Annotated in this window: 9 protein-coding genes and 2 pseudogenes; 7 read left to right on the top strand and 4 right to left on the bottom strand. The window is 71.1% G+C overall.

Features of this window, described 5'->3' with window-relative positions:
• Positions 1–12: 12 nt before the first annotated feature.
• On the top strand, positions 13–2,850 hold the full coding sequence (locus EI982_RS16365) for a DEAD/DEAH box helicase (RefSeq protein ID WP_157690702.1): 2,838 nt from the start codon (positions 13–15) through the stop codon (positions 2,848–2,850).
• Here EI982_RS16365 and EI982_RS16360 read toward each other — a convergent pair.
• Positions 2,847–5,042: an AAA family ATPase gene (locus EI982_RS16360; RefSeq protein ID WP_157690701.1), complete on the bottom strand. Its 2,196-nt coding sequence runs from the start codon at positions 5,040–5,042 to the stop codon at positions 2,847–2,849. The two genes, EI982_RS16365 and EI982_RS16360, sit on opposite strands and share 4 nt — an antisense overlap.
• A gap of 94 nt (positions 5,043–5,136) precedes the next feature.
• Between EI982_RS16360 and EI982_RS16355 the strand changes: the two genes are divergently transcribed.
• Both EI982_RS16355 and EI982_RS16350 read left to right on the top strand, forming a co-directional pair.
• Positions 5,137–5,961 (top strand): GIDE domain-containing protein, encoded by an 825-nt coding sequence (locus tag EI982_RS16355; RefSeq protein ID WP_157690700.1) that lies wholly within the window; start codon positions 5,137–5,139, stop codon positions 5,959–5,961.
• A 149-nt stretch (positions 5,962–6,110) separates the two neighbouring features.
• Positions 6,111–6,929 carry a fumarylacetoacetate hydrolase family protein gene (locus EI982_RS16350; protein ID WP_157690699.1) on the top strand — a complete coding sequence of 273 codons (819 nt, stop codon included), beginning with the start codon at positions 6,111–6,113 and terminating at the stop codon, positions 6,927–6,929.
• Here EI982_RS16350 and EI982_RS16345 read toward each other — a convergent pair.
• Complete coding sequence (locus EI982_RS16345; RefSeq protein WP_157690698.1) at positions 6,926–8,224, bottom strand: nickel pincer cofactor-dependent isomerase, group 22; 1,299 nt, start codon at positions 8,222–8,224, stop codon at positions 6,926–6,928. The genes EI982_RS16350 and EI982_RS16345 overlap by 4 nt on opposite strands.
• 184 nt (positions 8,225–8,408) lie before the next feature.
• On the opposite strand from EI982_RS16345, the gene EI982_RS16340 reads away from it, so the two are divergent.
• From EI982_RS16340 to EI982_RS16325, 4 genes are all read left to right on the top strand, one after another.
• Positions 8,409–9,638, top strand: coding sequence for a mandelate racemase/muconate lactonizing enzyme family protein (locus tag EI982_RS16340; RefSeq protein ID WP_157690697.1), 1,230 nt, complete (start codon positions 8,409–8,411; stop codon positions 9,636–9,638).
• 88 nt (positions 9,639–9,726) lie between these two features.
• Entirely contained in the window at positions 9,727–10,518 is a 792-nt protein-coding gene (locus EI982_RS16335) for an SDR family oxidoreductase (protein WP_157690696.1), read from the top strand.
• Between the two features lie 76 nt (positions 10,519–10,594).
• Positions 10,595–12,130: a TrkH family potassium uptake protein gene (locus EI982_RS16330; protein WP_157690695.1), complete on the top strand. Its 1,536-nt coding sequence runs from the start codon at positions 10,595–10,597 to the stop codon at positions 12,128–12,130.
• A gap of 66 nt (positions 12,131–12,196) precedes the next feature.
• Entirely contained in the window at positions 12,197–12,412 is a 216-nt protein-coding gene (locus tag EI982_RS16325; RefSeq protein WP_233255250.1) for a hypothetical protein, read from the top strand.
• Between the two features lie 133 nt (positions 12,413–12,545).
• On the opposite strand, the pseudogene EI982_RS16320 reads toward EI982_RS16325, so the two are convergent.
• Positions 12,546–13,015 (bottom strand): annotated as a pseudogene (locus tag EI982_RS16320) (potassium transporter TrkG); the annotation flags it as partial.
• Positions 13,013–13,189 (bottom strand): annotated as a pseudogene (locus EI982_RS18545) (NAD-binding protein); the annotation flags it as partial. The pseudogenes EI982_RS16320 and EI982_RS18545, both read right to left, overlap by 3 nt.
• Positions 13,190–13,206 lie beyond the last annotated feature (17 nt).

The following is a 13,206-nucleotide window of genomic DNA, read 5'->3' as shown; positions in this document are numbered from 1 at the left end:
CTACCGCGGTCGATGGCAGATACGGAGTCGTCGCGGATGGACGCCTTCACCCACCTCGGCGATCGGGTGCGGTCGGCGCTCTCCGAGCGCGGCTTCGCGACGCCGACGGAGCCACAGCGGCGGGCGATCCCGCCGCTGGCGGCCGGCGAGAACGCGCTCGTCCTCGCGCCGACGGGGACGGGGAAGACCGAGACGGCGATGCTGCCGGTGTTCGACTCGATCCACCGCGCCGAGGACCGGTTCGGGATCTCGGCGCTCTACATCACGCCGCTGCGCGCGCTCAACCGCGACATGCGCGAGCGGCTGGACTGGTGGGGCGAGTACCTCGACGTCGAGGTGGACGTCCGCCACGGCGACACCACGCAGTACCGGCGGGGCAAGCAGGCCGACGACCCCCCGGACGTGCTGGTGACGACCCCCGAGACGCTGCAGGCGACCCTGACGGGCGAGAAACTTCGAACGGCCCTGTCCGATGTCGAACACGTCGTCGTCGACGAGGTGCACGAACTCGCGTCGTCGAAGCGGGGCGCGCAGTTGACGGTGGGCCTCGAACGCCTCCGCGACCTGGCCGGGCCGTTCCAGCGCATCGGCCTCTCGGCGACCGTCGGGTCGCCCGCGGAGGTCGGCCGGTTCCTGACCGGCGACCGCGACTGTGCGGTCGTCGAAGTCGAGGCGGGAACGAACGTCGAGTTCCGGGTGCGCGAACCGGAGGTGACCGACGAGGACGAGGCCCTGGCGGGGAAGCTGGCGACCGACGTCGAAATCGCCAGCCACGTGCGGACGATCCGCGACGTCGTCGCGGCCCACGAGTCGACGCTGATATTCGTCAACACGCGCCAGACCGCGGAGGCGCTCGGTTCGCGGTTCAAGCGCCTGGAGGAGCCCATCGGCGTCCACCACGGATCGCTCTCGAAGGAGGCCCGGATCGAGGTGGAGGACGCGTTCAAACGGGGCGAGGTCGACGGCCTCGTCTGCACGTCGTCGATGGAACTCGGCATCGACGTGGGACGGGTCGATCACGTGATCCAGTACGGGAGCCCCCGGGAGGTGGCTCGCCTCCTCCAGCGGGTCGGCCGCGCGGGGCACCGCCGGGACGCCGTCTCGGAGGGAACGGTCGTCACGAGCCACCCCGACGACACGCTGGAGGCGCTGGCCATCGCCCGCCGGGCGGTCGCGGGCGAGGTGGAGCCCGCGACCATCCACCACGGGAGCCTCGACGTGGTCGCCAACCAGACCGTCGGCCTCGTGATGGACCACGGCGAGGTCGGCGCCCGCGAGGCCTACGAGACGCTGACGCGGGCGTATCCGTTCCGCTCGCTGTCGGAGGCGGCGTTCCGGGCGGTAGTGCGCGAACTGTCCTCGAACCGCCTCCTGTGGCTCGACGAGGACGCCGACCGCCTGGAGAAATCGGGGGGAACGTGGCGGTACTTCTACGCCAACCTGTCGATGATCCCCGACGAGGAGACCTACGAGGTGTACGACCTCTCCGCCCGGAAGACGGTCGGGACCCTCGACGAGCGGTTCGTCCTCAACTTCGCCGGGCCGGGCGAGACCTTCATCCAGCGCGGCGAGATGTGGCGGATCACCGAGGTGGACGAGGAGGAGGCACGCGTCGAGGTGACGCCCATCGAGGACCCCGGCGGCGAGGTGCCGTCCTGGACGGGCCAGGAGATTCCGGTGCCGGCGGCCGTCGCGGGCGAGGTGGGCGAGATGCGCGACGTGGCGACGACGCAGTTCGAACGCGGCGCCGACCGGCGGGCCGTCGCCCGCGAGTTCCTCCCGCGGTATCCGGGCGACGAGTACACCGTCCGCGAGGCGCTCGACCCCGTGGAGCGACAGGTGGAGGCGGGCGCCCCGACGCCCACGGCCGACCGCCTCGTCGTCGAGGGGCAGGGCCGAGGGGTCGTCCTCAACGCCCCCTTCGGCCACGAGGTGAACGAGACGCTCGGCCGGCTGTGTTCGGCGCTGATCGGTCAGAAGACCGGCTCGTCGGTGGGGATGGAGGTCGACCCCTACCGGATCGAACTGGAGGTGCCCGGGCGCACCGGGCCGTCCGACGTGGTGGAGGTCCTGGAGACGACGGATCCGGACCACGTGGAGGGCCTTCTGGAACTCGCCCTGAAGAACTCGGGGACGCTGAAGTTCACGCTGGCGCAGGTGGCCGCGAAGTTCGGCGCGCTCAAGCGGTATCAGGGGCAGGGTCGGTTCGGCGCCGACCGCCTGCTCGCGGCCCTGGAGGATACGCCGGTGTACGACGAGGCGGTCCGGGAGGTGTTCCACACCGACCTCGCCGTCGACGAGGCAGCGGCCGTTCTAGAGGGAGTCCAGACGGGCGACATCGAGGTGACGACCGCCCGCGAACACACGCCCATCGGCACGGGCGGCCGGTCCAGCGGCCGGGAACTGCTCGTCCCCGAGAACGCCGACGCGAGCGTCGTCGAGACGCTGAAAGAGCGCATCCGGAACGACCGGGTGATCCTCGCCTGCCTCCACTGCACGGAGTGGACGCGGAAGACGAAGGTGCGGCGGGTGCCGGACCAGCCCCGGTGTCCGGAGTGCGAGTCGACCCGGATCGCCGCCCTGAATCCGTGGGACGACGACGTGGTCACGGCGGTGCGGGCAAAGGAGAAGGACGACGAGCAGGAGGGGATGACCGAACGCGCCTACCGCTCGGCGAACTTAGTCCAGAGCCACGGCAAGCGGGCGGTGATCGCCATGGCCGCCCGCGGGGTCGGCCCGCACAACGCCGCCCGGATCATCGCCAAACTCCGCGAGGACGAGGACGACTTCTATCGCGACATCCTCGAACAGGAGCGCCAGTACGCCCGGACGCAGTCGTTCTGGGACTAGAGATCCACGGGGAGCGACGGCGAGACGGCCTCTAGCGCCGCCTCGAAGTCGGCGGCGGTCAGAGACACCTCGTCGGCGTGGTCGTTGGCCTCGGCGGCGGGGTAGGCGTCGGCCACCGAGCGCACGGCACGCATGGCCGCCTCCCGGCAGACCGCGGCGAGGTCGGCCCCGGAGTAGCCCGCGGTCCGGGCCGCGAGGTCGTCGAGGTCGACGCCGTCGGCCAGCGGCTTCCGGCGCGTGTGGACCGCGAGGATGGCCCGGCGGGCGGCCTCGTCGGGACCGGGCACCTCGACGTGGGACTCCAGGCGGCCGGCCCGGAGGAGCGCCGGATCCAGCGCGTCCTTTCGGTTCGTCGCCGCGAGGACGATCAGGTTGGGGTTGTCGGCGACGGCGTCGAACTCGGTGAGGAGTTGGGAGACGACGCGCTCGGTCACCTCGCTGTCCCCCCGATTCCGGTCGGTCGCCACGGCGTCGATCTCGTCGAAGAAGACGATGGCGGGGGCGGCGCCGCGGGCGCGGTCGAACACCTCGCGGACGGCCTTCTCGCTCTCGCCGACGTAGCGATCCAGGAGTTCCGGTCCCCGGACGTGGACGAAGTTGACGCCGCTCTCGGCGGCGACGGCGCGGGCGAGGAGCGTCTTGCCCGTCCCCGGCGGTCCGTAGAGCAGGACGCCGGCGGGCGGGTCGGCGTCGGCCGCCTCGAACAGCGGATCGTAGGTGAGCGGCCACGTCACCGCCCGTTCGAGGGTGGCTTTCGCCTCCTCGAGGCCGCCGACGGACTCGAAGCCCTCGGTCGGCGCCTCGGAGACGTACTCGCGCATGGCGCTGGGGTCGACGGCCGCCATCGCCGCCTCGAAGTCCTCGCGGGCGACCGAGATGTCGTCGGTGGCGGTCCCCTCGCGGCGGGCACGGCGGAGCGCCGACATGGCCGCCTCCGTCACCAGCGACTGGAGGTCGGCGCCGACGAAGCCGTGGGTCCGGGCGGCGAGTCGGTCGAGGTCGACGCCGTCGGCCGTCGGCATCCGGCGGGTGTGGACGTCGAGGATCTCGCGGCGCCCCGTCTCGTCCGGGACGCCGATCTCGATCTCGCGGTCGAAGCGCCCGCCCCGCCGGAGCGCCGGGTCGAGGTCGTCGACCCGGTTGGTCGCGCCGATGACGATCACCTCGCCCCGCGCCTCCAAGCCGTCCATCAGGGAGAGGAGCTGGCCGACGATCCGATCCTCCATCCCGCCGCCCTCCTCGCGTTCCGGCGCGACCGAGTCGATCTCGTCGAAGAAGACGATCGACGGGGCGTTCTCGCGCGCGTCCTCGAACACCTGCCGCAGTCGTTCCTCGCTGTCACCCTTGTACTTCGAGACGATTTCGGGCCCCGAGACGGAGACGAAAGTGGCGTCCACCTCGTTGGCGACCGCGCGGGCGATCAGCGTCTTACCCGTGCCCGGCGGCCCGTAGAGCAGGACGCCCTTGGGTGGGTCGACGCCGAGCCGGGCGAACAGCTCCGGCTCCGACAGCGGGAGTTCGATCATCTCCCGCACGAGGTCGAGTTCGTCGTCGAGGCCGCCGATGTCCTCGTAGGTGATCCCGGTGGTCGGGCGGCGGCCGGCGCCGGCGTCGCCGTCCGCCCCGTCGGTCGGCCCGTCGCGCGAGACCGGATCGTCGCGGGCATCCTTCGGTCGCGTGGCCGCCGCGTCGGCGGGCCCGCCGCGCAGGCGGAGGTCGGTCGCCTCGACCATCCGGACGGCGCCCGCGGGGGCCGTCTCCCGTACCACGAACGCGCCGGGGTCGAGACTCTCGACCCGAATCCGGTCGCCGGCCCGCAGCGGGCGGCCGTCGAGTTCCCGTCGGAGTTCCCGCCGGACCGCGTCGCGGTCGGCGTCGACACCCGTCGGCACCGCAAGGGTGACCGACTCGGCGTCCGTGACGGCGGCCGTCCGCACGCGGACGGCATCGCCGACGGCCACCCCGGCGTTCGCCCGCGTCCCGGCGTCGATCAGGACGGCGTCGTCGGGGACGCCGGCCCGCGCCGGCCAGAGTTTCGCCACCGTCGTCCGGTCGCCTTCGAGCAGGACGGCGTCGCCGCTCAGGACGCCGAGTCGCTTCCGGGCCGCCTCCGGGAGGCGTGCGATGCCGCGGCCCGCGTCGCGCTTCTCGGCGGCCCGAACCGTGAGTTCGATCCCGGCGCTGTCGGTCATCGTCGGGCGGTAGGGCCGGCCGGGCCTTTACGCTTCGCTCCCGCTCGGCCCGTCGGCGAAACCGTTTATGTGGGCTCCGGGTCGATCGGGTCGCATGGTGTCGGATCTGCTGACCGTGCCGGTCGTCCTCGTCGCGCTCGGCGCGGCGAGCGTGTACACGGGGTGGAAGCGTCGCCGCGTCCACGCCCGGATGGCCGCCCTCGAACCGACGCCGATCGGGTCGCTCCCGGCCGACGGCCGCGTCGAAGTCGAGGGGACGGCGACCCCCGTCGACGACCCGATCACCGCGCCGGTCTCGGGGCGGGAGGCCGTCGTCGCCGCCTGGACGGTCGAGGAGTGGGACGAACGCGGCGACCGGGGGCGCTGGCGGGAGGTCGCTCGCGGCATCGAGTCGGCCCCGTTCCGCGTCGACGACGACACCGGCTCGGTCGCGTGCGAACCGATCTCGAAGCGGGAGACGGCCGGCAAGTGGACGCGGACGACGGGCGTCACCGCCACCGAGGGCGTCCGGATCGACGACGCCCTCGCCGAGTTCGCGTCGTTCGCGGTGGAGACGGAACTGCCGCCGGACGCCGATCCGCCGCCCGGCATCCGGCGCCTCCACGCGGATCACGGCCTCTACGAGGACACCGGATCCGTGACGAACGTCGTCGACGTCGGCACGGAACACGGCCACCGACGATACACCGAGGGAACCGTCGACGTCGGCGAGTCGGTGTACGTCCTCGGACGGGTCGAGTCCGACGGGAACGGGCCGACCGTGACGACGCCGCGGGAGGGGCCCTTCGTCGTCTCGGACCGGGCCGAGGCGGCGCTGGAGGCGTCCATCGAGGGCACCGCACGGCGGCGACTCGTCGGGGGCGCCGTGGCGACAGTCCTCGGCCTCGCGGGCGCGGGGTACCTGCTCGCGCCGTTCTGACGCTCGGCGGGCGGAGCGTCGGGAGCGACCCGCCACGGCGGCGGACGAACGGGCCCAACGTTGATTAGCGCCGGCCGCGCCACTCCGGGCGTGACACCCACGACCGACGACCACGGCGTACCGACGGCCCGCCCGCGGGGGTGGGCGTGATGCGATACCTCGCCCGCACGGCGGACGGGCGGCCCCTGCTCGGCGACGACGCGGGGTTCGTCCCGCTCGCGGCGGCCTACCCCGACGCGTCGAGCGTCCGTGACGTGTTGCCCGCGGCGTCCGGCGGCCTCGTCGACCCCGACGAGGCGTCGGCCGGGCGGGTCGGCCGCGACGGGCTGACCCTCGGTCCGGCGCTCGCCGACCCCGGCAAGCTGTTCGGCATCGGCCTCAACTACGCCGACCACGCCGCCGATCTCTCGGAGGAGCCGCCCGACGAGCCGGCCAGCTTCTTCAAGCCGGCGACGGCCGCGACGGGGCCAGGGGGGCCGATCCGGCTGCCGCCGGCGGACGTCTCCGACCGCGTCACGGCCGAGGCGGAACTCGCCGTCGTCGTCGGCCGGACCTGCCGGAACGTCGCCGTCGACGAGGCCGCGGCGGTCATCGCGGGCTACGTCCCCGTCGTCGACGTGACTGCGGAGGACGTCCTCCAGCGCAACCCGCGGTTCCTGACGCGGGCGAAGAGCTTCGACACCTTCCTCGTCCTCGGGCCGCACGTCGCAGTCCCGGAGCCGGGACGTGACCTCGCCGACGTCGAGGTGCGGACGGTCGTGAACGACGAGGTGGCGGCCCGCAACGTCGTCGGGAACATGCACTTCTCGCCGCGCGAACTCGTCGCCTTCCACTCCGAGGTGATGACGTTGGAGCCCGGCGACGTGATCTCGACGGGGACGCCCGGCGCGGCGGTCGTCGAACCGGGCGATCACGTCCGGGCCGAAATCGACGGGGTCGGACGCGTCGAGGCGGACGTGGTGCGTTAATCCCGGTCGACGGGTTCGAAGGACGGTTCCCCGTCGACGAAGGAGAGCGAGAGCCACGAGTCCACCTCGACGGCGTCGGGGGGCTCGCGGGCCAGCGCCTCGGAAACGCGGAACGCCGAGAGGTGGCCCGTATCGCGGATCCACGCCATCCGGACCGTCTCCGGATCGTAGGTGCCGATGGTCGAGAGCGCCGCGACGATTGCGCGTTGGTCGTCGGGGAGGACGACCGGAACCGTCGCCTTGCGAAGCGAGTTGCTGGTGAGCGCGTTGGTGTACACCTGATCGAGGTCGAGGTCCTCGACGGCCGCCCGGGTGGTCAGGTCCGCGAGGCCGATGCCGTTGCCGTTGCCGTGGGTGGCCTCGGTGAGCCCCCGGACGACGATCCGGTCGATCGACGGCGACGCGGGGTCGTCGGCGTTCAACACGCGGTACCGCCCGATCACGTTGGTGTCCATCCCCGCCCCCGAGACGTCCTTGCCGATGCGGTCGACGACGAGGACGTCGAGGTCGTCGTACGGCAGCGTGGGCATGTACTCGTCGGCGGCGGCCTTCAGGGGTTCCTCGGCGTCGGGCAGGTCGGCGGCGGGGACGCCCTCCACGGCCGCGGTGCGGTCGTGGAAGTTCTCGACGACGGCGATCCCGCCCAGCAGCGGCGTCGATTCGCGGACCACCGCGTACGCCGCCTCGATGACGGGGACGTACCCCTCGTCGAGCGCGTGTTCGTGGGCGGCCTTCGCCCCGGCCCGCTTGCCGAGGCCGATGGTCGCCATCTTCGTCAGGCCGCTCTCGAACCGCCCCGTGAAGTTCGTGTGGGCCTTCACGCGATTGACGACGACGACGCCGTCGGCCGCCAGTGCGGCCGTCGAGAAGGGGACGGGGGCGCCGACGGCGGACTCGCCGAGGGTCGTCGTCTCCATCCGGGCGTCGATCGGACAGCCGAGGGCGTCCTCGGTGAGGCCGATGCCGGCGAGCGCCTCGCGTTGGCCCTCGGCGGTCGCCCCGCCGTGGCTCCCCATCGCCGGCACGACCACGGGGTCGAACCCCCGCGCCCGGAGTTCGTCGACGACGGTCCGGGCGATGGGGACGACGTCGTGGATGCCGCGACTCCCGAGACCGACGGCGACCGTCGCGCCGGTCGGCAGGTCCTCGAGTGGAAGGGCGTCGAGTTCGGTGCGAGTCCGGCCACGCACGTCGTCGAGCGTCGGCGTCTCGGGGTCGTAGCGGACCCGCGCGAACCGCGGGAGCGCCGGGTCCGAGAGCGCGGCGTCGACGACGTCGCCGTCGGGAAAGCGCATGGAAACCCTCGGGGCGAGCGGTCCGTAAACCCCCCGGCGTGCGGTCGGTCCACATAGACATTTAGTACCGGCCGTCGAAACGCCGGCCATGGCCGAGCGACGCGACAGGCGTGCCGACGTATCGACACAGTCGACCGACGTGGAGCGAACGGCGGACGGCCGCCGCGACGGGAGGCGGTCTTGAATGCGCGATTACGGTGCGGGGCCGAGCCGGCGGGCCGACGCCCGCGACGTCCGGATCACCGACGTCGAGACGGCCGTGATCGAGGGCAACTTCGACTGGAACCTGGTGCGGATCCACACCGACGCCGGCGTCACCGGCCTCGGCGAGTCCTACCGCGGCGGCCGGGTGACGGACATCATGGGGTACATGACCGACTTCCTCGTCGGCGAGAACCCCCTCGACGTCGAACGACTCTTCCGGCGGCTGGTCCAGGAGACGTCGGGCCACGGCGGGACGACCGGGAAGGTGGTGACGGCGGCCTCGGGGGTCGAAATCGCCCTCTGGGACCTCGCGGGCAAGCTCCTCGACGTCCCCACCTACCAGTTGCTCGGCGGGAAGTACCGCGACGAAGTGCGGCTCTACTGTGACTGCCACGCGGGGGAGGCCTACGCCGTCGACACGGGGTACACCGACTACGGCGACGAGGCGGCCTACGAACCCGCGGCGTACGCGGAGACGGCGACCCAGGCGGTCGAGTTGGGCTTCGACGCGATCAAGTTCGACCTCGACACGCCCGCCGACAACGATCCCGATCCGTTCAACGGGCGGCTGTCGGCGGCGGACGTGGCCGAAAAGGAGGCCATCGTCGAGGCAGTCGTGGAGGCCGTCGGCGACGACGCGGAAGTCGCCTTCGACTGTCACTGGGACTACTCCCTCGACACCGCGAAGCGCCTGGCCCGGGCGCTGGAGCCGTACGAGCTGCTGTGGCTGGAGGACGTCGTACCGCCCGAGAACGTCGACGCCCAGCGCGAGGTGGCCCGGTCGACGTCGACGCCGCTGGCGACCGGCGAGAACCGCTTTCGCGTCCACGAGTTCTCCGACCTGCTCTACGACTTCGCCGTCGACGTGGTGACGCCCGACCCGACGACCTGTGGCGGCCTCGCGGAGTCCCGGGCCATCGCCAACCGGGCCGAGGAGAACTACATCACCTTCTCGCCGCACAACGTCTGTAGCCCGGTGGGGACGATGGCCTGCGTTCACCTGGGAGCCTCCGTCCCCAACTTCGACTATCTCGAGTACCACGCGCTGGAGGTGGACTGGTGGGACGACCTGCTCGTCCGGTCGGATCCCCTCATTCGGGACGGACGGATCGCCGTCCCCGAGAGGCCGGGATTGGGCGTCGAACTCGACGAGGACGTGGCCGCCGACCACGCCAAGGGCGAGGGCCTCTGGACGTCCCGGACCGATTGACGGGCGTCCGGGCCGGGGCGCGGACACCCGTCCGCGCGGCTTACCGCCTCCGACCGGATTTATACGTTCCCGGACGGAGGGGACGGACATGGACCTCGAACTCGACGGCACGAGCGCACTGGTCACCGCATCGAGCAGCGGCCTCGGCAAGGCGTCCGCACGGGCGCTGGCCCGGGAGGGGGCGAACGTCGTCGTCAACGGCCGGGACGAGGACCGACTGGCCGCGACCGTCGACGAACTGCAGGACGTCGGCGACGGCGAGGTGATCGGCGTCCAGGGCGACCTGACCGAGCGGGCGGATATCGAGCGCCTGGTCGAGCGAACCGTCGAGGCGTTCGGGGGCATCGACTCGCTGGTCACCTCCGCGGGCGGGCCGCCCTCCGGCCCCTTCCTGGAGACGACGGATCAGGATTGGTACGAGGCCTACGACCTGCTCGTGATGAGCGTCGTCCGGACCGTCCGCGAGGCCGCCCCGTACCTCGGGGAGTCCGAACAGGGGACGATCACCTGCATCACCTCGCGGTCGGTGAAGGAGGCCATCGACTCGCTGGTGCTCTCGAACTCGGTGCGGATGTCCGTCGTGGGGCTGGAGAAGACCCTCTCGCAGGAACTCGCGCCGGACGTCCGGGCGAACGCGGTGTTGCCAGGTCCCCACGAGACCAGCCGCATCGAGGAGTTGATCGAACAGGCCATCGAGCGCGGTGACTACGACAGCTACGAGGAGGGGCTGGCCGACTGGGCCGAGGGTAACCCCCTCGAACGCATCGGCGACCCCATCGAACTCGGCGACACCGTCGCCTTCCTCTCCTCGCCCCGCGCGGGCTACATCAACGGCGTCGCCCTGCCCATCGAGGGCGGCGAGAGCGGGTCGAACCTGTAGCGTCGGCGTCCCGACGAGAACGGGAAATTTTTCCGGGCACGAACGGAGACCGTAGGATAATGGACTGGAGTGCGTGATGTCGATTCGAGTGGACTGGCGACAGAGCGTCGCGCTCACCGGGACCGTCATCAAGTATCTCTCCGTCGCGATGCTCGTGCCGCTGGCACTCAGCCTCGTCTACGGGGAGGACACCGTCGCCTTCCTGCTGTCCATCGGCATCTCGGTCGCCGTGGGCCTCGCGCTGGAGCGGTTCGCCGACGACCCGCAACTCGACGCCCGGGAGGCGTTCCTCCTCGTCGCCCTGGCGTGGGGCGCCGTCGCGATCATCGGCGCGATCCCGTACGTCGTCGCGGGCTACGGCACCGAATCCGCGCTCCGACACCCGATCAACGCGCTGTTCGAGTCGATGTCCGGTTTCACCACGACCGGGGCGACCGTCACCGAGGAGATATCCTTCGACCAACACTCCCGAGCGCTGCTGATGTGGCGCCAGCTCACCCAGTGGCTCGGGGGGATGGGCATCATCGTGTTGATGGTCGCCATCCTCCCCGAGGCGGCGGTCAACGGCGCGCAACTGATCGATTCGGAGGCCCCGGGACCGGAACTCCAGAAGTTGACGCCGAAGATCGCCGAGACCGCCCGGCTCCTCTGGCTGTTCTATCTGGCCTTCACCGTTCTGTACGTCCTCATCCTGCTCGGCCTCCACTACGCGGGGCTGGCGCCGAACATGGACGCCTACAACGCCGTCGCACACGGGTTCACGACGCTGCCGACGGGCGGGTTCTCCCCGCAGGCCGACAGCATCGCCGCGTTCTCGCCGGCCGTCCAGTGGGCCGTCATCCCCTTCATGCTAATCGCGGGGATGAACTTCGCGCTGTTTTACCTGCTCGTCCAGGACGACTACGCCGAGTTCCTCCGCGACCGCGAGCTACAGGCCTATCTGGGGGCGAACGCCGGCCTGATCGTCGTCCTGTGGGGCCTGCTTTTCACGGGGTCGGCGCCAACCTTGGAACTCGGGGGCGTCACGCAGGGGGCCGTCGAGAACTCGCTCCGGCAGGCGACGTTCCAAATCGCCTCGCTCCTGAACTCGACGGGGTACGCGACGAGCGACTTCGCACAGTGGGGGACGACCGCACAGGGGCTCCTCCTGTTCGCGATGTTCGTCGGCGGGTCGGCCGGCTCCACCGGCGGCGGCGTCAAGGTCGTCCGCTGGCTGGTGGTCATCAAGGGGATCCGCCGACAGCTGTTCACGACGGCCCACCCCGACGCGGTCAAACCGGTTCGGCTCGGCGGCCACGTCATCGACGAGGAGGTGATCCGGGCCATCTACGGGTTCACGCTGCTGTATCTCCTCACCTTCGGCGTGGCGACGATCCTCATCCTGCTCGACGCGGGGCGTGTCGGCCTAGAGATCACGACGCTCGAAGCGATCAGCGCGAGCCTGGCGACCATCGGCAACATCGGCCCGGGATTCGGCTTCCTCGGCCCGTTCGGGAGCTACGTCGACTTCCCCTCGACCAGCAAACTGCTGATGGTCTTCCTGATGTGGATCGGCCGGCTGGAGATCATCCCGGTGTTCGTGATGTTCACCGGCGCGTTCTGGACGGAGTGAGGCGGTACCGAGCGGGGCGACCCGTCGCGGCCGTGACGTTATGTGAATCCGTGGCGGAGTCCCGCAATGACCGACGCTTCGAACCCACCGACCCCGCCGGCGGGGCTCCCCGACTCGCTCGCGGCGGAACTCGCGGAGTTCACACCCGCGGAACTCCGAAACACGATCATCCACGCCCGGAAACGCCACCAGTTTCACGAGGAGCGGGAGTCGCCGGTCGAGCCGGGGCCGGGTGACGACATCCTTCGGGCGACCGACAAGGGGGCTACACCGAAGTCGTGAAGCGGTTCTACTGTGGCGAGGGCTGCGACGACTGTCCGCACGGTCCGTACCTCTATCACGTGCGTGGGGAGGATCACCCCGAGGGCGAAGTGCGTCCCGAGGAGGACTGACGGGGCCGGCGATCCCCCGTCCGTCACGGATCCAGGCCGTACAGCCCGGCACGGACGAACACGAGGACGGGGATGATCTCCAGGCGGCCGATCCACACGTTGAGGACGAACATCGCCTCGGCGACCGGGGACATCGTCGGGCCGGTGCTGCCGGAGGAGAGGCCGACGTTGCCCTGGGCGCTGGCGACTTCGAACAGCGCGTCGGCGTAGCCGAACTCGGGGCCGACGACGTTGACGAGGACGAGACTCCCCACGAGGGCGATGAGCCACAGGAGGGAGACGATGGCAGCCTCGCCGAACTCCCGTTCCATGGCAGCCCGGTCGAGCGTTCGGCCGCCGAGGCGGGCGGTCACGACGGCGTTTCTCGGGAGGAACACCCGCGAGAACTACCTGACGGTGCCGTGGTCGATGGTGTAGCCACGGCGATTTTGATGCCCCCGACGGTCGATCCGGCGGCGCTCCCGAGCACCATCACGCCGACGACCAGCACCTGCAACGTCTCCTTGGTCGTCGCGTCGTCGTTGATCACCAGACAGTCGTACTGCCTCGCCGCCCGATCGGCCCGGCCCTCGTCGCGTTCGATGGCGGCCACCTCGTTGACGCCGGTGGTTGCGATTTCAAGTAGGAATATGCCGATGTCGCCCGCTCCGACGATCACGAGATACATCGCTCGCGTGTTCCGAG

The organism is Haloplanus salinarum, from assembly GCF_009762275.1.
GTDB classification, from domain to species: domain Archaea; phylum Halobacteriota; class Halobacteria; order Halobacteriales; family Haloferacaceae; genus Haloplanus; species Haloplanus salinarum.
Note: the sequence above shows the minus strand (reverse complement) of the source record. Positions and strands in the feature narration are given on the sequence as shown.